22 protein-coding genes and 1 pseudogene are annotated in these 18,823 nt (G+C 71.4%); 15 read left to right on the top strand and 8 right to left on the bottom strand.

Annotation, left to right across the window (positions count from 1 at the left end):
- Positions 1-36: 36 nt before the first annotated feature.
- From ACPZVR_RS12680 to ACPZVR_RS12665, 4 genes and pseudogenes are all read left to right on the top strand, one after another.
- Positions 37-1,517: pseudogene (locus ACPZVR_RS12680) on the top strand (FAD-dependent monooxygenase); the annotation flags it as partial.
- Between the two features lie 148 nt (positions 1,518-1,665).
- Positions 1,666-2,610 (top strand): VOC family protein, encoded by a 945-nt coding sequence (locus ACPZVR_RS12675; RefSeq protein ID WP_436699953.1) that lies wholly within the window; start codon positions 1,666-1,668, stop codon positions 2,608-2,610.
- Positions 2,610-3,290 carry an alpha/beta fold hydrolase gene (locus tag ACPZVR_RS12670; protein WP_436699952.1) on the top strand — a complete coding sequence of 227 codons (681 nt, stop codon included), beginning with the start codon at positions 2,610-2,612 and terminating at the stop codon, positions 3,288-3,290. Before ACPZVR_RS12675 ends, ACPZVR_RS12670 begins: the two co-directional genes overlap by 1 nt.
- Entirely contained in the window at positions 3,221-3,463 is a 243-nt protein-coding gene (locus ACPZVR_RS12665) for an alpha/beta fold hydrolase (protein ID WP_436700288.1), read from the top strand. Before ACPZVR_RS12670 ends, ACPZVR_RS12665 begins: the two co-directional genes overlap by 70 nt.
- Here ACPZVR_RS12665 and ACPZVR_RS12660 read toward each other — a convergent pair.
- From ACPZVR_RS12660 to ACPZVR_RS12645, 4 genes are read right to left on the bottom strand one after another with little or no spacing between them, the layout of a single operon-like run.
- On the bottom strand, positions 3,447-3,851 hold the full coding sequence (locus ACPZVR_RS12660; protein WP_436699951.1) for a universal stress protein: 405 nt from the start codon (positions 3,849-3,851) through the stop codon (positions 3,447-3,449). The two genes, ACPZVR_RS12665 and ACPZVR_RS12660, sit on opposite strands and share 17 nt — an antisense overlap.
- Positions 3,848-5,362, bottom strand: coding sequence for a tripartite tricarboxylate transporter permease (locus ACPZVR_RS12655; protein ID WP_436699950.1), 1,515 nt, complete (start codon positions 5,360-5,362; stop codon positions 3,848-3,850). Before ACPZVR_RS12655 ends, ACPZVR_RS12660 begins: the two co-directional genes overlap by 4 nt.
- Positions 5,362-5,904, bottom strand: a complete 543-nt coding sequence (locus ACPZVR_RS12650) for a tripartite tricarboxylate transporter TctB family protein (RefSeq protein ID WP_436699949.1) — start codon at positions 5,902-5,904, stop codon at positions 5,362-5,364. Before ACPZVR_RS12650 ends, ACPZVR_RS12655 begins: the two co-directional genes overlap by 1 nt.
- Positions 5,901-6,896 carry a Bug family tripartite tricarboxylate transporter substrate binding protein gene (locus tag ACPZVR_RS12645; protein WP_436699948.1) on the bottom strand — a complete coding sequence of 332 codons (996 nt, stop codon included), beginning with the start codon at positions 6,894-6,896 and terminating at the stop codon, positions 5,901-5,903. Before ACPZVR_RS12645 ends, ACPZVR_RS12650 begins: the two co-directional genes overlap by 4 nt.
- A 129-nt stretch (positions 6,897-7,025) precedes the next feature.
- Between ACPZVR_RS12645 and ACPZVR_RS12640 the strand changes: the two genes are divergently transcribed.
- From ACPZVR_RS12640 to ACPZVR_RS12610, 7 genes are all read left to right on the top strand, one after another.
- Positions 7,026-8,696 carry a sensor histidine kinase gene (locus tag ACPZVR_RS12640; RefSeq protein WP_436699947.1) on the top strand — a complete coding sequence of 557 codons (1,671 nt, stop codon included), beginning with the start codon at positions 7,026-7,028 and terminating at the stop codon, positions 8,694-8,696.
- Positions 8,693-9,400, top strand: coding sequence for a response regulator (locus tag ACPZVR_RS12635; RefSeq protein WP_436699946.1), 708 nt, complete (start codon positions 8,693-8,695; stop codon positions 9,398-9,400). Before ACPZVR_RS12640 ends, ACPZVR_RS12635 begins: the two co-directional genes overlap by 4 nt.
- Positions 9,401-9,410: 10 nt before the next feature.
- Positions 9,411-10,361 (top strand): acyl-CoA desaturase, encoded by a 951-nt coding sequence (locus ACPZVR_RS12630; protein ID WP_436699945.1) that lies wholly within the window; start codon positions 9,411-9,413, stop codon positions 10,359-10,361.
- Between the two features lie 239 nt (positions 10,362-10,600).
- Complete coding sequence (locus ACPZVR_RS12625; protein WP_436699944.1) at positions 10,601-11,044, top strand: M67 family metallopeptidase; 444 nt, start codon at positions 10,601-10,603, stop codon at positions 11,042-11,044.
- A 1-nt stretch (position 11,045) separates the two neighbouring features.
- Positions 11,046-11,324: a MoaD family protein gene (locus ACPZVR_RS12620; protein ID WP_436699943.1), complete on the top strand. Its 279-nt coding sequence runs from the start codon at positions 11,046-11,048 to the stop codon at positions 11,322-11,324.
- Between the two features lie 55 nt (positions 11,325-11,379).
- Entirely contained in the window at positions 11,380-12,354 is a 975-nt protein-coding gene (locus ACPZVR_RS12615; protein WP_436700287.1) for a PLP-dependent cysteine synthase family protein, read from the top strand.
- Between the two features lie 29 nt (positions 12,355-12,383).
- Entirely contained in the window at positions 12,384-13,223 is an 840-nt protein-coding gene (locus ACPZVR_RS12610) for a DUF3152 domain-containing protein (protein WP_436699942.1), read from the top strand.
- A gap of 39 nt (positions 13,224-13,262) precedes the next feature.
- On the opposite strand, the gene ACPZVR_RS12605 is transcribed toward ACPZVR_RS12610, so the two are convergent.
- On the bottom strand, positions 13,263-14,303 hold the full coding sequence (locus tag ACPZVR_RS12605) for an alkaline phosphatase family protein (RefSeq protein WP_436699941.1): 1,041 nt from the start codon (positions 14,301-14,303) through the stop codon (positions 13,263-13,265).
- Positions 14,304-14,392: 89 nt separating this feature from the next.
- Between ACPZVR_RS12605 and murI the strand changes: the two genes are divergently transcribed.
- The 4 genes from murI to ACPZVR_RS12585 all read left to right on the top strand — a co-directional run bounded on the left by murI (position 14,393) and on the right by ACPZVR_RS12585 (position 17,622).
- Positions 14,393-15,226, top strand: coding sequence for a glutamate racemase (gene murI, locus ACPZVR_RS12600; protein WP_436699940.1), 834 nt, complete (start codon positions 14,393-14,395; stop codon positions 15,224-15,226).
- The gene (locus ACPZVR_RS12595; RefSeq protein ID WP_436699939.1) at positions 15,223-16,053 is read left to right on the top strand and encodes an MBL fold metallo-hydrolase; all 831 of its coding nucleotides are present in this window, start codon (positions 15,223-15,225) and stop codon (positions 16,051-16,053) included. The genes murI and ACPZVR_RS12595 overlap by 4 nt, the downstream gene beginning before the upstream one ends.
- Positions 16,054-16,247: 194 nt before the next feature.
- Positions 16,248-16,721: a SigE family RNA polymerase sigma factor gene (locus ACPZVR_RS12590; protein ID WP_436699938.1), complete on the top strand. Its 474-nt coding sequence runs from the start codon at positions 16,248-16,250 to the stop codon at positions 16,719-16,721.
- The gene (locus ACPZVR_RS12585) at positions 16,708-17,622 is read left to right on the top strand and encodes a hypothetical protein (RefSeq protein ID WP_436699937.1); all 915 of its coding nucleotides are present in this window, start codon (positions 16,708-16,710) and stop codon (positions 17,620-17,622) included. The genes ACPZVR_RS12590 and ACPZVR_RS12585 overlap by 14 nt, the downstream gene beginning before the upstream one ends.
- A 45-nt stretch (positions 17,623-17,667) precedes the next feature.
- Here the strand turns inward: ACPZVR_RS12585 and ACPZVR_RS12580 are convergent, their stop codons facing one another.
- The 3 genes from ACPZVR_RS12580 to ACPZVR_RS12570 all read right to left on the bottom strand — a co-directional run.
- Positions 17,668-18,087 (bottom strand): hypothetical protein, encoded by a 420-nt coding sequence (locus tag ACPZVR_RS12580; protein ID WP_436699936.1) that lies wholly within the window; start codon positions 18,085-18,087, stop codon positions 17,668-17,670.
- A gap of 76 nt (positions 18,088-18,163) precedes the next feature.
- Entirely contained in the window at positions 18,164-18,397 is a 234-nt protein-coding gene (locus ACPZVR_RS12575; protein ID WP_436699935.1) for a hypothetical protein, read from the bottom strand.
- Between the two features lie 124 nt (positions 18,398-18,521).
- On the bottom strand, positions 18,522-18,823 hold a 302-nt coding region (locus ACPZVR_RS12570), incomplete at its 5' end, for a transposase (protein ID WP_436699934.1).

Genomic DNA, 18,823 nt, shown 5'->3' with positions numbered 1-18,823 from the left:
GGTTGGTCCGCGGACGCGCGGCATGTGACCGTCGTCATGCACTATTGGAACGATCGGTCCAAAACATTGGGAGTCCGGATGACGCAGGCAGAGCAACCTCTCGGGTACGACGCCGGCTATGACGCCGACGTCGCCGTGGTCGGGTACGGCCCGACCGGGGTGACCGCGGCGCTGACGCTGGCCCATGCGGGGGTGTCGGTCCTCGCGCTGGAGCGTGACCGCGACATCTACCCGCGGGCCCGCGCCGTGACCATCAACGACTGGACGATGCGGATCTTCCAGTCCCTCGGCATCGACGAGCGGGTCACCCGCGTCATCGAGCCGCAGCGCGCGCTGCGCTGGGTCACCTACGACGGCACCGAGCTCATGCGCGTCGAGCATCCGCCCTCCACGCTCGGCGTGAAGCCGCGGTTCTACAACATCTACCAGCCGGTGATGGAGCAGGAGCTGCGCGACTGCGCGGCGGAGTACGACGACCTCCTCCGCGTCGAGTACGGCGCCGAGGTGGTCGACCTCGCCCAGGATGCCGACGGCGTGACCGTCACGGCCGTCGACGCGGCGCCGACGGCGGCAGCAGCCGCACCCGCGGGATGATCGACTGCGACCTCGCCGGCGACACCCTCGACGTGCAGTGGATCGTCATCGACTGCAAGGTCAAGCGCTGGTGGCCGGACCGCGACTTCCTCACCTTCTGGTCCGACCGGGAGCGCCCGGTCGTCGACATCGCGCTCTCGGCCGGCAACCACCGCTGGGAGATCCCGCTGAAGCCCGGCGAGATCGAGGACGACTTCGCCAGCCCCGCCCAGGTCTGGCCGCTGCTCGCGGCGATGGGCGTCACCGACGACGACGTCGAGATCCACCAGTGGGCGTTCTACCGCCACCACACGCGGATGGCCGACACCTGGCGCGACGGCCGGGTCTTCCTCGCCGGCGACGCCGCGCACCTGATGCCGCCGTGGGCCGGGGCGGGCATGCAGACCGGCATCCGCGACGCGCACAACCTCGGCTGGAAGCTCGCGCGGGTGCTGCGCGGCGAGCTCGACGACGCGTGGCTCGACACCTACGAGGCCGAGCGCCGGCCCAACGCCGCGTTCTACACCGGCCTGGCCGTCCAGCTCGGCCGCGTCATCAAGCAGGAGGCGACGCCTGCGGAGATCGACGCGATGAACACCGTGCCCGAGGGCCTGGTCACGCCGTTCGAGCCGCCGCTCATCGCGCCGCCGGTCCTCGACGGCGGCTGGCTGCGCGGCCCGGTCGGCGACGCGAGCGTGGTCGGCCGGATGGTCCCGCAGCCGATCGTCGGGGACACGACCGGCCGGATGGCGCGCCTCGACGACCTGCTCGGCGACGGGTTCGTGCTGCTCGGCGCGGACGTCGACCCGGCCACCCTGCTCGACGCCGAGGAGAAGGCGGCCTGGGACGCGCTCGGCGCGCGCTACGTCGCGGTGCGCCCCAAGACGTCCTACACGCAAGGGGCGGACGACCTCGTCGACCTCGACGAGGTGCTGCTGCCGTGGCTGGCCCGCTACGGCGCCCGCGCCGTCGCCGTACGCCCGGACCGGTTCGTGGCCGCGGCCGACGTCACCGGACTCGCCGCCCCACCCCCTGACCACCCCCGAACCTCCGAACCCCCGAACCCCCGAAACCCAGACAAGGAGCACACCGATGAGTGGAGTCAAGGAGCTCGCCTACGTCGTCTACGAGGTCAGCGATCTCGCCCCGTGGGAGCACTTCGGTACGACGCTGCTGGGCCTGCAGCTCGCCGACAAGGACGCCGACGGCCTGAGCCTGCGGATGGACGCCAAGGCGTACCGCTGGCGGATCGAGCGTGGTGCCGCGGACGACCTGGTGGTCAGCGGCTACGAGGTGGCGAGCGACGCGGACCTCGACGAGCTGGTCGCGCGGCTGCGCGCCGCCGGTGCCGAGGCGGTCGAGGGCGACGCGGCCCTCGCGACCGCGCGCAAGGTCGACCGCGTGGTCACGACCGTGGACCCGATGGGCAACCGGATCGAGCTGGTCACCGGCTTCGCCGACGCGGAGACGCCGTTCGCGTCCGACGTCCTCCTCGGCGAGTTCGTGACCGGCGCCGGCGGTGCGGGCCACCAGGTGCTGCTCTCGAAGGGTGTCTCCCGTGAGGACTACCTGGCGTTCTACGAGGGCGTCCTGGGCTTCCGGATCTCGGACATCATCATCGAGGAGCTCGCGCCGGGCATCGTCGCCGACCTGATCTTCCTGCACTGCAACCCGCGGCACCACTCGGTCGCCTTCGGCGACATGCCGCACCCCAAGCGGACGCACCACTTCATGGTCGAGGTCGCCGACATGCGCGACGTCGGCATGGCCTGGGACCGGTGCCTCCAGGCCGGCCAGCCGTTCGAGATGACGCTCGGCATGCACCCCAACGACAACATGTTCAGCTTCTACGTGAAGACCCCGTCGGGCTTCGCGGTCGAGTACGGCTGGGGAGGGCTGCTCATCGACGACGACACGTGGGAGGTCACGACCCTCGACCGGCTCAACAACTGGGGTCACCACCCGATGCAGGCCGAGCTCGGCTGGCTGCAGGCAGCGATCGCGAACGACCCCGCCGCCACGGAGGGCGCGCACTGATGGGCCTCCTGGAGAGCGACGTCGCGAAGGACGTCACCACCGCCGACTTCACGATCCACTACAACGAGGCCGGTCCCGCGGACGGCGTCCCGGTCCTGCTGATCCACGGTGGGGGCCCCGGCGCCACCGGCTGGAGCAACTACAACCCCAACATCGGGTTCCTCGCCGACGCAGGCTGCCGCGTCGTCGCCCCCGACCTGCCGGGGTGGGGCGGCTCCTCGGAGGTCGACTTCCTCGACTACGAGCCGCTCGACGCGCTGTGCCAGCTGATGGACGCGCTCGGCATCGAGCGGGCGGCGTTCGTCGGCAACTCCATGGGTGGCCACACCTCGATCCGGATGGCGATCGAGCGCCCGGAGCGGGTCACCCATCTGGTCACGATGGGCGCGCCGCTGCAGCTCAAGCCGTTCCTGTTCGGCGCGACCGGCCCGAGCGAGGGCATCAAGATCATGTACCAGGGCTACTCCGACCACAGTCCCGAGGCGATGCGCCGTCTCGTCGAGATCATGGTCCACGACGTCGAGCGGTTCGCGACCCCGGAGCTGTGCCGCCAACGGTCCGAGGCGGCCGCGCAGCGTCCCGAGCACCTGGCGAACGCGCGAAGGCCGGCATCCGGGGGCCCATCCCGATCTGGGCGGACCTGGATCGCCTCGCGGAGATCACCGCGCCGGCGCTGCTGATCCATGGCCGCGACGACCGGGTGGTGACCTTCGAGGGCACCCTGTTCGCGGCCGCCCGGATCCCGGACTCGCGGGCGCACATCATCAACCGCTGCGGGCACTGGGCCCAGCTGGAGCACGCCGACGAGTTCAACCGGCTGGTGGCCGACTTCGTGCTCAGCCGGCCGGCTTGACCGCCAGCACCGGGCAGCGCGCCTCGAGGATGATCCGCTGGGCGACGCTGCCGAGCAGCAGCTTGCCCACCGGCGTGCGGTGGCGGATGCCGACCACGATCAGGCTCGCGCCCTCCTCCTCGGCCGCCGCGATCACCGCCTCGGCGACGTCGCTCACCACGTCGTGGCGGACGACCACGTCGAGGCCGTCGGCGGCCAGCCGGTCGCGCAGCGCGGCGATGTCCGCGTCGTGGGCGAACCGGGCGTCGACCAGGCTGCTGCCGAGGGTCGCGTTGACGATCACGAGCCGCGCGCCCTCCTTGCGGGCGAGTGCGGCGGCATGCTCGACCGCCGCCTCGCCGTACCGGTCCGCGCTGTAGGCGGCCACGATGCTCCCGGGGCGGCTCATCGCTCGATCAGCTCCTTCTCGTCCTCACGGTCGGGGGTCGGCGGCTCCGCGGGCCGGCGGAGGCCGGCGACGGCCATGGCGATCAGCAGCAGCGCCATCACGGCGTAAACGACGACGGCGACCGGCTCGCTCCACAGCGTGCTGACATCGCCCTGCGAGATCTTCAGCGCGGTGGTCAGCTGCTCCTCGAGCTTCGGGCCGAGGATGACGCCGATGATCAGCGGCAGCACCGGGATCCCGAAGCGGCGCATGAAGAAGCCGAGTACGCCGAGCACCAGGAGCAGGGCGAGGTCGAAGGCCTGGAAGTTCACGCTGTAGGCGCCGAGCGAGGCGAAGAAGAGGATGCCGGCGTACAGGTAGGGCCGGGGGATCCGCAGCAGCTTGGCCCACAGCGGGGCCATCGGCAGGTTGAGCACGAGCAGCAGCGTGTTGGCCACGAAGAGGCTGGCCAGCAGGCCCCACACCAGGTCGGGGTGGTCGTCCATCAGCGTCGGCCCGGTCTGGAAGCCGTAGCCCTGGAGCGCGACGAGCATGATCGCGGCGGTCGCCGTCGTCGGCAGGCCCAGTGCGAGCAGCGGCACCAGGGTGCCCGCGGCGGAGGCGTTGTTGGCGGCCTCGGGGCCCGCGACGCCCTCGATCGCGCCCTTGCCGAACTCCTCGGGGTGCTTCGACAGCCGCTTCTCCGTCGCGTACGACAAGAAGGTGGGCAGCTCCGCGCCGCCGGCGGGGAGGGCGCCGAAGGGGAACCCGTACGCCGTGCCGCGCAGCCACGGCTTCCATGAGCGGCCCCAGTCGTCCCGGCTCATCCAGGGCTGGCCGACGGGGATGATCTCCAGCGGCTTGCGGCGCAGGTGGGCGGCGACCCAGAGCGCCTCGCCGATCGCGAACAGCGCGACCGCGACGACGACGATGTCGATGCCGTCGGCCAGCAGCGGCTCGCCGAACGTGAGCCGGGCCTGGCCGGTGCTCGTGCCGACGAGCCCGATGGCGAGGCCGAGGAAGAGCGCGATGAAGCCGCGCAGCTTGGAGGCGCCGAGCACGGCGGTGACGGCGAAGAGCGCCAGCACCATCAGCGCGAAGTACGACGGCGAGCCGAGTGTGACGACGATGTCGGCCACCTGGGGGGTGACCACCCACAGCAGGACCGTCGCGATGCTGCCGGCCACGAAGGAGCCGATCGCCGCGGTGGCGAGAGCCTGCGCGGCTCGCCCCGCCTTGGCCATCTTGTTGCCCTCGATCGCCGTGATCACCGAGGACGACTCGCCCGGGGTGTTGAGCAGGATCGAGGTCGTCGAGCCGCCGTACATGCCGCCGTAGTAGATGCCGGCGAACATGATGATCGCGCTGTCCGCGCCGACGCTGTAGGTCACCGGCAGCAGCAGGGCCAGGGTCATCGCCGGCCCGATGCCCGGCAGCACCCCGACGGCGGTGCCGAGCAGCACGCCGAGCGCGGCGAAGAGCAGGTTCTCGGGGGTGAGGGCGGTCTGGAAGCCGTCGAGCAGCAGATCCATCAGAGCACTCCGTCCAGGATGCCGGCGGGGATCGGGATCCCCAGGCCGACGTAGAAGCCGTACCAGCTGCCGACCGACAGGGCGACGCCGACCGCGAGGTCGCGCACCCAGCTGCGGCTGCCGAGGACGACCGCCGAGCCGGCGAAGAGCAGCGCGCCGGTGATCGCCCAGCCCAGGACGTCGATCAACGCGATGTTCGCGATCAGCACGAGCGCCAGCAGGCCGACGGTGCGCACGTCGGTGCCCTGGGTCAGGTCGACGTCCTCGCCCTCCTCGGCCTGCGGCCGGTCGCCGCGGGCGGTGGCGACCGCCAGCAGGAGACCCAGCAGCACGAGGACGCCGCCGACGACGTACGGGAGGGTGTAGGGCTGGACCGGCTGGTCGGCGAAGCCGTCCTCCAGCCCCGCCGCGTCGACGAGCACGTAGCCTCCGGCCAGCACCAGGAACGCGGCCAGGCCGTACTGCGCCCTGTCGACCAGGCGGGTGGGTGCGGGGGCGGGACCCGCCTGCGTGGACGAGCCGTCCGAGGGATCGGTGATCATGCGAGTCCCAGCTCCTTCAGGGTGTCGGCGACCCGGTCGTCCTGCTCGGCGAGGAAGTCCTCGAACTCCTGCCCGGTGGCGAAGTTGTCGGTCCAGCCGTTGGTCTCGAGCGCGTCGCGCCATTCGGGGGTGTCGTGCATCTCGGTGAGCAGCTCGGTGAGGTAGTCCCGCTGCGCGTCGGAGATGCCGGGCGGGGCGAGCACGCCGCGCCAGTTGGTGAAGACCAGGTCGACGCCGGACTCGGTGAGGGTCGGCGCGTCGATGCCCTCGAGACGCTCGGCGCCCGACACGGCCAGGACGCGCAGCTTGCCGTCCTCGATCTGGCCCTCGAACTCGCCGAGGCCGGACATGCCGACGTCGATCTTCGCGCCGAGGAGCGCCGTCGTGAGCGGGCCGCCACCGTCGTAGGAGATGTAGTTGACCTGCTTCGGGTCGACGCCGATGGTGTCGGCGAGCTGCATCGGGAAGAGGTGGTCGGGACCGCCGTTGCTGGAGCCGCCGCCGACGGCGAGGCCGCCGGGGTCCGCGCGCCAGGCCTCGACCAGGTCGTCGATCGTCTCGAACGGCGAGTCGGCGGGCACCAGGATGCCCTCCTGCTCCTCGACCAGCCGGGCGATCGGGGTCATCTTGAGCGGGGTGGCGCTCGACTTGTTGGTGTAGACAGCGCCGACGACGCCGAGGCCCATCAGCATCATGAGGTCGTCGGCGCCCTTCTCGTTGACCAGCCGCTGCATCGCGACGGTGCCGCTCGCACCCTGCACGTTGGTGATCTCGAAGCGGCCGGTGAGGTCGTTGTCCTCCATGGCCCGTGCCGCCGCCCGGCCGGTGAGGTCGTAGCCGCCGCCGACGCTGTTGGGGATCATCATCCGCAGCCGCCGGTTGCTCGGGTCGTCCGAGCCGCGGGTGACCCCGCAGCCGGCGACGACGGCGGCGAGTGCCAGGGCGAGGAGGAGCGCGACGAGGGCGGAGCCCTTCGGTCGACTCGCGTGCATGGGAACCTCCGGATCGGGTGGTGACCGCTGTCACGTGCGATCCGTGCCAGCATGGCGGTGGCTGTGGCGGCCGTCACGCTTGCGGACGCAAAGGAGGTTGTGGTCGTTGTGGTCGCACCCATCGGGCGGTTGAGCTGGCGTCGCGGCGAGCTGACGCTCGCGGCGAAGGTGCTGCTCCTGCAGCTCGTCGTGATCGTGGTGCTGCTCGTCGCCGTCGGCGTGCTGAGCATCCGGCAGTCGAACGCCGACTTCGCCGACGAGCGCGGCGCGCAGATGCGCTCCGTGGCGGAGTACGTCGCCGTGCAGGACTTCGTCCGGACCGGGCTCGAGGGGGTGCGAGGCGGGACCGAGCTGTGGCAGGTGACGGCCGACCTCACGTCGTACGCCGAGCGCGGGGTGCGGCTCTCGGGCGCGACCGACGTCCTCGTCGTCGGCCCCGACGGCACCGTCCTCGCGGCCACCGACGCCAGCCGGGTGGGGGAGCGCGCCGACCTCGGCGGCGGCGACGTGGCCGCCGGGCGGGGCGGAACCGTCGACGTCGAGGCGGCCGGCGAACGCCGGGTGGCCGCCTTCGCGCCGGTCATCGCGGACGTTCCCGGCGACAACAGCGCGGTCGGCGCCATCGTCGCCGAGGCGGCCTATCCGTCGCTCGGCGACCAGCTGGCCGAGGCGGTCCCGGAGCTCGGCCTCTTCCTCGGCCTCGGCGCCGTCCTCGGCCTGGTCGGCACGTGGCTGGTCGCGCGGGTCGTGCGTCGCTCGACCCGCGGGCTCGGCACGACCGAACTCGCGCACCTGGCCGACCACCGGGAGGCGCTGCTGCACGCGATCCGCGAGGGCGTCGTCGGCGTCGGGACCGACGGCCGGGTCACCGCCATGAACGACGCCGCTCGCGCAACGCTCGGCCTGGAGGACGGGCCGGACCCGGTCGGACGCCGGGTCGACGCGCTCGGACTCGACCCGCACGTGGTGGCGCTGCTGACCGGCGAGGGCGACGAGGTCCGCGACGCGCTCGCCCTCGTCGGCACCCGCGTCGTGGTGTTCAACCGCGGCGACGCGTCCTCCGGGGGCCGGGGCATCGGCACCGTCACCACGCTGCGTGACCGCACCGAGCTGGTCTCGCTGCAGAGCCAGCTCAGCTCGAACCTCTCGATCACCGACACCCTGCGCGCGCAGACCCACGAGTTCGACAACCGGCTGCACACGATCTCCGGACTGATCCAGCTGGGGGAGTACGACGAGGTGGCGGGCCTGGTCGGCCGGCTCACCCGGCACCGGGCCGAGGTCGGCGAGCACGTCGCCAAGCGGCTGGCCGACCCCGCCGTCGCGGCGCTGGTCGTCGCCAAGCACGCCGTCGCCGAGGAGCGCGGAGTCGCTCTCGAACTCGACCCCGGGTCCCGCCTGCCCGCCCTCGCGCCCGACGAGAGTGCCGACCTGACCACGGTCCTCGGCAACCTGGTCGACAACGCGGTCGACGCCTGCGCCGGCCGGCCGGACGCGCTCGTCGAGGTGTGGGTGCACGCCGAGGCCGCGGCGGACGGGGCCTCGGTCCACGTCCGGGTCCGCGACAACGGCGCCGGCGTCCCCGCGGAGCTACGCGACGCGATCTTCGTCCGCGGCTTCTCCACCAAGGAGGAGGTGCTCGGCGGACGGGGGCTCGGGCTGCCGCTGGTCCGGCTGATCTGCGCGCAGCGCGGCGGCGAGGTCGTGGTCGACGACGCCGGGCTGGGCGACGGCAGCGGAGCCGAGTTCCGCGTGGTGCTCCCCATCGGCGCCGCGGTGGGACAGGATGGGCGACCGTGAACCGGGCGCTGCGGGTCCTCGTGGTCGACGACGACTTCATGGTCGCGCGCATCCACGGCCGCTTCGTCGAGCAGACCGACGGCTTCGAGGTCGTGGGCACCGCTCGCACCGGCGGCGAGGCGATCGAGCTCGCCGCCACCCTGCAGCCCGACCTGGTCCTCCTCGACGTCCACCTGCCCGACCTCTCCGGCCTCGAGGTGCTCGAGCGGCTGCGCGGGCAGTCCCGCGAGCAGGGCCGCGACGTCGCGGTCGTCATGGTCACCGCCGAGCGCGGCGCCGCCGCTGTCCGGACCGCCCTGCACGGCGGCGCGCTGCAGTACCTCGTCAAGCCCTTCGAGTACGACGACCTCGCCGACCGGCTGCGCCGGGTCGCCGCCACGCTCGCCACCCTGCCGGGCGCCGGCGGCGAGCGCGAGGCGGAGGTCGACCAGGCGACGATCGACCGGGCGTTCGGGGCCGGCCGGCCGGTCGTCGTACCGCAGGGACTGCCGAAGGGCCTGAGCCCCGAGACCGCCGACCTGGTGCTGGAGGCGGCGCGGGCCGCCGGGGAGATCTCGGCGTCGGAGACCGCCGACGCCGTGGGCCTGTCCCGGGTGACCGCGCGGCGCTACCTCGAGCACTTCGTGGACGTCGGCACCGCCGAGGTCCGGCTGCAGTACGGCGGCACCGGACGGCCCGAGCGCAGGTACCGGATCCCCACGTAGGCTGGGTGGTGTGACCGCAATCGACGAGCGTCCGCAGCCGCCGACCCCCAGGGCCACCATGGGTGGCGACACCCAGGGCTTCTGGGAACGGTTCGCGCTCGGCCTGTTCATCGCCGTCCCGTTCGTCGCCTTCCTCGCCGCGGTGCCCGTGGCCTGGGGAGGCTGGCTCGGCTGGAGCGACGTCGCGATCACCTTCGTGATGTACGGCCTCACCCTGCACGGCGTCACCGTCGGCTACCACCGGCTCTTCACCCACAAGTCGTTCAAGCCCAACCGCCCGGTGAAGATCACGCTCGCGATCCTCGGCTCGATGGCGATCGAGGGGCCGGTGATCCGCTGGGTCGCCGACCACCGCAAGCACCACAAGTTCTCCGACAAGGACGGCGACCCCCACTCCCCGTGGCGCTACGGCAACAGCCTGCGCGGACTGACCAAGGGCTTCGTGTGGGCGCACGTCGGCTGGCTGTTCGACCCCGAGCAGACCCCGATCGACAAGTACGCCCCCGACCTCGCCAAGGACCACGACCTGGTCCGGATCTCGCGGCTGTTCTGGCTGTGGGTGCTCACCTCCATCCTCCTGCCGCCGCTGCTGGGGTTCCTGCTGACCTGGTCGTGGCAGGGCGCGCTCACCGCGTTCTTCTGGGGCACCGTGGTGCGCATCGGCCTGATCCACCACGTCACCTGGTCCATCAACTCGATCTGCCACACCCTCGGTGAGCGCCCCTTCGCCTCGCGCGACTTCTCCGGCAACGTCTGGTGGCTGGCCATCCCCTCGGGCGGCGAGTCCTGGCACAACCTCCACCACGCCGACCCGACCTCCGCACGTCACGGGGTCAAGCGCTTCCAGTTCGACACCTCCGCCCGGGTCATCTGGGTGCTGGAGAGGCTCGGGTGGGTGCGCGACGTCCGCTGGCCGACGGCCGAGCGGATCCGGGCCAAGTCGGTGTCGTCTGCTGGCTGATGGCGGAATGACCCGTCAGTAATTGTTGCGGTTTGGGACCAAACCGTGACGATTCCGGCTCAGGGCATGCGGTTTGTGCCCAATCGACGCGCCTGTCGCGCCGGCCCCTCGGGCCGCTGCCGGCCACGCCCACCCCTCGGGCCGCTGCCGACCGCGCCCACCCCTCGGGCCGCTGCCGGCCACGCCCACCCCTCGGGCCGCTGCCGGCCACGCCCACCCGACGCCCTACCCTTGACCGCGTGTTGCGCATCGACCAGGCGACGTACGACGCCATCGTGGAGCATGCCCGGCGGGACCACCCGGTGGAGGCGTGCGGGATGGTCGCGGGCCCGATCGGCAGCGACCGGCCCGTGCGGCTGATCGAGATGGTCAACGCCGCCGGCAGCCCGACCTTCTACGAGTACGACTCGACCGACCTGCTGCGTCTCTACCGCGAGCTCGACGACCGCGACGAGGAGCCGGTGGTGATCTACCACTCCCACACCGCGACCGAGGCGTACCCCAGCGTCACCGACATCAACCTGGCCAGTGAGCCCGGGGCACATTATGTGCTGGTCAGCACGCAGGAGCACGGGAATAACCCGGGCCCCGTGGAGTTCAGGTCCTACAGAATCATCGACGGCGTCGTGACCGAGGAAGAGGTCAGCGTCGCGGCGACAGCCGACACAGAGGAGAGCAGCTGACATGGCCATCGAGGTCCGGATCCCGACCATTCTGCGCACCTACACCGGTGGTGAGAAGGCGGTCAACGCCGACGGTGCCACGCTGAGCGCGCTGATCGACTCCCTCGAGGCCAACCACCCCGGCATCAAGGACCGCCTCATCGAGGGCGAGGACCTGCGCCGGTTCGTGAACATCTACATCAACGACGAGGACGTCCGGTTCATCGGCAGCCTCGAGGCCGAGCTCTCCGACGGCGACCAGGTCGTCATCCTGCCGGCCGTCGCCGGCGGCGCCCGCTGAGGTCTCGGTCCGCTCGCTCCTCGCGGCGACTCGACCAACGAAGGAAGTCCCGATGGTGCGCTACGACAGTCTCCTGACCTCGGTCGGCAACACGCCGCTGGTCGGCCTGCCGCGACTGTCGGCGCCGTTCAACTCCGCGGGCGCCTCCGACGGTCGCGGGGTGCGGATCTGGGCCAAGCTCGAGGACCGCAACCCGACCGGCTCGATCAAGGACCGTCCGGCCCTGAAGATGATCGAGGAGGCCGAGAAGGACGGGACCCTGCGCCCCGGCTGCACGATCCTCGAGCCGACGTCCGGCAACACCGGCATCTCGATCGCGATGGCGGCCAAGCTCAAGGGCTACCGCACTGTCTTCGTGATGCCGGAGAACACCTCCGAGGAGCGGCGACAGCTGCTGCGCATGTGGGGGGCCGAGATCGTCTCGTCGCCGGCGGCCGGCGGCTCCAACGAGGCCGTGCGCGTCGCCAAGCAGATCGCCGCCGAGCACCCGGACTGGGTGATGCTCTACCAGTACGGCAACGCCGCCAACGCGCTCGCCCACGAGGAGGGAACCGGCCCCGAGCTGCTCGCCGACCTGCCCTCGATCACCCACTTCGTGGCCGGCCTCGGCACCACCGGCACCCTGATGGGCGTCTCGCAGTTCTTCCGCCGCGCGAAGCCCGACGTCAGGATCGTCGCCGCCGAGCCGCGCTACGGCGAGCTTGTCTACGGCCTGCGCAACCTCGACGAGGGCTTCGTGCCCGAGCTGTACGACGCCGAGCTGATCGACAGCCGGTTCTCGGTCGGCCCGCGCGACGCCGTACGCCGGGTGCGCGAGCTGCTCGAGCTCGAGGGCATCTTCGCCGGCATCTCCACCGGGGCGATCCTGCACGCCGCACTCGGCCAGGCCGCCAAGGCCGCGAAGGCCGGCGAGGCCGCCGACATCGCGTTCGTCGTGGCCGACGGCGGCTGGAAGTACCTCTCCACCGGTGCCTACGAGGGCACCGTCGACGAGGCCGAGGACCGGCTCGAGGGACAGCTCTGGGCGTAGGGATGCCCCGGCCGAGGCATGATCGGGCGGTGAAGATCCTCATCGGGCTCGTGCTGGCACTCTCCGGGGCACTCGTGCTCCCCGTGCCCGCGTCCGCGCGGGACGAGCCGCCCCCGCTCGCGCAGGTCCAGCCACCGTCGTACGACGGGGCGCGGAAGTACGGCCGCGCGCTGAAGGCCGACCCCGGCACCTGGTCGCCGGAGCCCGAGCGGATCGGCTACCAGTGGCTGCGCGACGGCGTACCCATCCCCGGCGAGGTGCGGCGCAAGCACGAGATCGCGCCCGAGGACGTCGGCCACCGGCTCGACCTCGTGGTCGTCGTCGGCGCGACCGGGTACGCCGACACCGTCGTCCAGCTGCGGGTCGGGAAGGCCAAGCACCGGGTCGGCGTGCGCCGTACCGTCCGCTACAGCGTGCGCACCCGCGGCGGCACCGGCGGCGTCGACGTCGCCGACTTCCGCCGTCTCGCCCAGGAGACGTACGACGACCCGCGTGGCTGGCGGGCGCGGGGAGTCCGCTTCCGGCAGGTGCGGCACGGTGGCGCGTTCACGCTCTGGCTCTCCCAGGCCGCGCTCGTCCCGTCCTTCTCCGGCTCCTGCAGTGCCACGTGGTCGTGCCGGGTGGGCCGCAACGTGATCATCAACGTGGACCGCTGGCGCGACGCATCGCCGGCATGGAACGGCGCCGGCCGCTCGCTGCGCGACTACCGGCACATGGTGGTCAACCACGAGACCGGGCACTGGCTCGGCCGCGGCCACACCTCCTGCCCGCGCCGGGGCGCGCTCGCGCCGGTGATGATGCAGCAGTCGAAGGGCACCCAGGGCTGCCGCTTCAACCCCTGGCCGACGCCGAGCGAGCTCGGGCGCTGACCGGCGCCGGGCAGGTCGCCGCGGGTCGCGCCGGGAGGCTCACTTCCAGGTCAGGTCCTGGGCGTGGTTCCACAGGCTGTCGGGCACGGGCCCGACGCCGAGGATGTCGAGGCTGACGTTGGCGACCTCGCCGTTGCGGATCGGCTGCGGGACGGCCCCGAAGCCGGGGCGGGCGCGACCCGGCTTGGCGCGGCCGGGGTTGAGCTTGTAGAGCTCCGTGTTCGGCACCCCGGCGCCGGGGCCCCAGAAGGCGAACGCGACCCGGTAGTTCTCGCGGTTGGTCTTGATCGCGTGGTTCCGCGTCCCCGGGATGCCGCCGTGGTCGGAGGTGAGCACCACGATCGTGTTGCTGCGCAGCGACGGCGTGGACTCGATCTGGGTCATGATCTTGCCGACGATCCGGTCGACCTTCGCGACCGCCTTCAGGTAGGTCGGGGACATCCAGCCGTGGTCGTGCCCGACCTGGTCGGGCTTGCCGAGGTGGAGGAACGAGAACGACGCCGGGTCGGTGGCGAGGTCGGAGCGCAGCGCCTTCGCTACGGCACCGTCCTTCTCGACCTGGATCACGTTCGGCTCGATGGCAGCCGGCCAGGACCGCTCGAAGAGCCAGAACTTCGCCTTGGTCGCGTAGACCGCGGTGGTGCCGCCGGCCGCCCTGACCTGCGAGAAGACCGAGTCGACGCCGTGGCCGGCGGCCTGCTGCACGGTCTTGGTCACGGTGTCGTCGTTCCAGGTGACGCCGTGCCCGCCCTTGGTCGCCTTGATCCGGCGCCCGGTGACCATGCTCGTGTGGTTGGGCAGGGTGACGGTCATCTCGAGCTGGGTGCGGGCGTTGAGCGTGCCGGCCCCCTCGTCCTTGATGAGCCGGTGCAGGTTCGGCGTACCGGCCCGGCCGAGCCTCTTGAGCGCCCGCGGGTTCAGTCCGTCGACCGAGATCGCGACGACGTGCTTGTTGTTGACCGTGTCCCGTGCGGCCTCGGCACGGTCCGCGGTGGCGGTGCCGGGGCCGGAGAGGCCGAAGCCAGCGAGGGCGGCGGCGACGGCGACGGCGAGGACGGCGGGACGGCGCAGGTTGATCACCCCAGGAGCCTACGTCGCGCGCACCCGGTGGACGTGATCTCGGTCCCGGAATGCCGACCGTGGGCACCCGGACGCCGTAGTCTGACCGGGTGCGGCACCTGAACCACCCCGACGGCAGCATCGACCAGGACGCGCCGATCGGGATCTTCGACTCCGGCTTCGGAGGCCTCACCGTCGCGCGCTCGGTGATCGACCAGCTGCCGCACGAGTCGATCACCTACGTCGGCGACACGGCCCGTCAGCCCTACGGGCCGAAGCCGATCGGCGAGGTCCGCGAGTACGCCCTCGAGTGCCTCGACCATCTCGTCGCGCGGGGGGTGAAGGCGCTCGTCATCGCCTGCAACTCCGCCTCGGCCGCGATGCTTCGCGACGCCCGCGAACGCTACGACGTCCCCGTCGTCGAGGTGATCTACCCGGCGACCCGGCGGGCGGTGGCAGCGTCGCGCAACGGCCGCATCGGCGTCATCTGCACCCGTTCGACCGCGGAGTCGATGGCCTACGACGACGCCTTCGCCGCGGCGCCCCAAATCTCCCTCACCACGCGCGCCTGTCCGCGCTTCGTCGACTTCGTCGAGGCTGGGGTGACCGGCGGCGACGAGCTCATCGCCGTCGCCCACGAGTACCTCGACCCGCTCACCGAGCTCGGCATCGACACGCTGATCCTCGGCTGCACCCACTACCCGCTGCTGACCGGTGTCATCTCCTACGTGATGGGCGACGACGTCACGCTGGTCAGCAGTGCGGAGGAGTGCGCCAAGGACGTCTACCGGATGCTGGCCGACACCGGCCTGATGCGGCCGACGGGGGTGCCGTCGTACTCCTTCGCGACGACCGGGTCCCCGGCGGAGTTCGAGACGATCGGGCGGCGGTTCCTCGGACCCGAGCTCGTCGCGGCAGGTCAGTTCGCAGGGGGTGTGCGGTGACAGGTGACAGCACGGCGACCGAGACGACGCCGGAGACGACGGCGCTGCGGATCCCGCCGGCCGAGCGCGCCGTGAAGGTGACGGTCGTCGGATGCTCGGGCTCCTACCCGGGCCCGGACTCGCCCGCGAGCTGCTACCTCATCCAGGCCACCGACGCGCAGCGCACCTGGAGCCTGGTCCTCGACATGGGCAACGGCGCTCTCGGCGCCCTGCAGCGCTACGTCGACCCGCTCCAGGTGGATGCGGTCTTCCTCAGCCACCTGCACGCCGACCACTGCGTCGACATGACCAGCTACTACGTCCTGCGCAAGTACCACCCGACCGGCAGCCAGCCGAAGATCCCCGTCTGGGGGCCGAAGGGCACCGCGAAGCGGCTCGCCAAGGCCTACGACCTGCCCCGCAAGCCGGGCATGGAGGAGGAGTTCGCCTTCCGTGTCTACCGCGACCCGGTCGACATCGGGCCGTTCCGCGTCGAGCCCTACGCGGTCGACCACCCCGTCCCGGCGTACGGCCTGCGGGTCTCGGCCTTCGGCAAGATCCTCGCCTACAGCGGCGACACCGGCCCCACGCCGGCACTGATGGACATCGCGGCCGACGCCGACCTCTTCTTGTGCGAGGCGTCCTTCCGGGCCTGCGACGACAACCCCCCGAACCTGCACCTGACCGGCGTCGAGGCCGGCGAGGTCGCCACCAAGGCCGCCGCCAAGCGCCTGGTCGTCACCCACGTCCCGCCCTGGCACGACGCGCAGACCATGCTCGCCGAGGCGGCGGGCGCCTTCGACGGCCCCACCGAGCTGGCCGCGCAGGGCACCGTCTACGAGCTGTGAGGCCGGCGAGGTCGACGCGAGCCGCCTCCTGACACCGCTGACACCGCTGACGCGGCCCGAGCGGAGACGTGCCGCGTCGCCCTGAGCGGAGGACCCGAGACGAGGCCGCGACGAACCCGAGGATCGCAGGGAACCGGATGCCCGCCCTCGGGCGTCCCTGAGGTGAAGGCATCGTCGAGTCGAGAAGAGCCGCCGTGGAGTTCGCTGAGTTCGTGGCCACCCGCCGCCCGGCGCTGGTCCGCGCGGTCGTGCTCATGGGCTCGCCTCTCGCCGACGCCGAGGACATCGTCCAGTCCGCGCTGACCACGTGCTACCGGCATTGGGCGAAGGTCGCGCGGGCGGCCTCGCCGGAGGCGTACGTCTATCGGATCCTCGTCAACACGAGGACCAGCGCGTGGCGGCGGAGATGGCGCGGCGAGCTTCCGAGCGACGATCTGCCCGAGGGCGTCACCGACGCGGACCTGACCACCGGCATCGCCGTCCGGGAGGCCTTGGCGTCCATGCCCGCAGCGCAGCGCGAGGTCCTCGTGCTCCGCTACTACGCCGATCTCTCCGAACGCGAGATCGCCGAGATCCTGCGGATCCCACCGGGCACGGTGAAGAGCCGAGCCGCCCGCGGACTCGCCGCTCTCGCGACGACCCTGAGGAGCCCCGATGCTCACGGATGACGAAGCACGTGACCTGCTCACCCGCGCCGCGGGGACCATCGACGTCCCGCCGTACGGCACGGCCGACGTCCCCACCGGGAGGTCGCGACGGTGGCTCGCGGTCGTGACGACCGCGGCAGTGGTGGCGATCGGCGCGGCCGGCGCGATCGGCATCGCCCGCGGGGACGGCGGCGACCCGGACGGTGCGAAGGACGTCGCGACGGCCGGCTCGCCGAGCCCGTCCGGCACGCCGTCCCTCGACGACCTGCTCGATCCGCGACCGGGCCGGTTCCCCAGGCCGGTCCGGCTCAGCGAGCCGGTGACCACGAACGGGACCGGGACGGGGACGATCGAGCTCGGACCGGCGCCGGAGGACGCCAACGGCGTCGAGGTCCGCGTCGCCTGCCTCACCGCGGGACGGTTCGTCTTCCCCCAGGGCGGGTCGGTGGAGTGCACCGCGAAGCAGGCACGGGCCTTCGTGCGCGACCCGGACCTGCTCGGCGCCGGCGGGGTCGCCGACCTCGACGACGGTCGGACCTCCGTCACGATCACCGCCGATCCGGGCTCTGCTTGGCGGGTCGTCACCGCCTTCGTCCGGTTCGACGAGCCCACCGACGCCGACACGGTCGACGTCGAGGAGCTGCACCGGCAGCTGGAGGCTCGCTCGGTCCCCTTCGACGAATGCGCCGATGCGGTCGCCTTCTTCGCGCGATCCGACGTCATCGAGTTCTACACGCGGTACTTCGGGCCCCAGCACGTCGCGAACATGGGCAAGGGCCGGGTCATCGACTGCCCCACCACCGCCCAGCTGGAGGAGGGCTTCGCGCGGATCCAGGAGCAGGCGGCGACGGGCGAGCTCCAGGAGTCGTTGGCGAAGGCCGAGGAGCTGAGAGAGCGGGGGAGGCCCGGCGCCCGCCGCTGATCGACCCGTCCCCGGCTCCGCGAGCTTGGTCAGGGGCTCAGGGGGTCAGGGACTCGGCGGCTGGTTGGGTTCGTCCGGGTGGTCCGAGAAGTAGTGCGTGCGACCGTCTCTGTCCACGACGAACCAGCGGCCGCCCCGAAGATCCGGATCATCGTCAGCGGGCAGCTCGGGGCCATCACCCGTCACCCAGTCGTAGGTGTCGTAGATGAGGTAGGAGTGACGTCCGAGCGCGGCGAGCACCTGGTCTCGGATCGGAGTCACCGATGGATCGCCGGTTCCGTACACCGTGCTCATGTAGTCGTCCCACTCCTCAGGCGTCATCACGATCTCGACGGTCGCAGATGGTCCTTCTGAACCGCCTTTCACCACGATCTTCAGTCCGAGGTGCGTCTCATCTACCTCGCTGAGTTCGGCAAGGTAGGCGATCAGTCGGTCCCACAACTGTCGAACAGTCAGGTCCTCCACAAGTGTCTCCTCATGACCGGTAGTTGAGTGTCTGTCAATGCCCACGGCGGGCGTCGCGGAGCGCGATGCATCACGATCATGGGTTGAACAACAGGACGTCGCCCTTGCAATACGCAGTCTTCCGCGGGAACGTGGTCATGATTCTCACTCCAGTCTTCCCGAGTAGAACGACGACGTACCGATCCTCGATGGTGCCGTTTGGTGAGGGGAGCCCGAACTTTTTCTCGAAGCAGAAGCGGTTGGCCTTGGCCGGGTCCTGGTCGGTGATCTTTCGGGGCTCCTTCAAGACCCATCCGATTGCCCAACTCATGTAGCTACCCCAGCCCTTCCCTCCCGGTATGCGAGTTGGCCGAACTGCCTCTTGTGCCCTAGCCGACAGTTCGGGGTCAAGTCCCTCGTAGTGGTGTAGCGCTGCGTTCCTTCGCTTGGGTTGGTCAGGCGGTTAGGGCCGGCAGGTCATCAGCTCCGATCTCGGTTTCGGTGGTGGCGACGATGGTGACGCGGCAGCGGGTCAGGACTTCGAGTCCGAGGTAGCGGCGGCCTTCGGCCCATTCGTCGGTCTGCTCGGCCAGCACGGCGCCGACCAGGCGCACGATCGCCTCGCGGGTCGGGAAGATCCCGACTGCGTCTGTGCGGCGCCGGATCTCTCGGTTGAGGCGCTCGGCGGGGTTGTTGGACCAGATCTGGGTCCACACGTCTTTGGGGAAGGCGGTGAAGGCCAGGATGTCCGCGCGAG

This window comes from Nocardioides segetis (assembly GCF_051390595.1).
GTDB lineage: Bacteria > Actinomycetota > Actinomycetes > Propionibacteriales > Nocardioidaceae > Nocardioides.
This window is presented reverse-complemented; position numbering and strand designations above follow the sequence as displayed.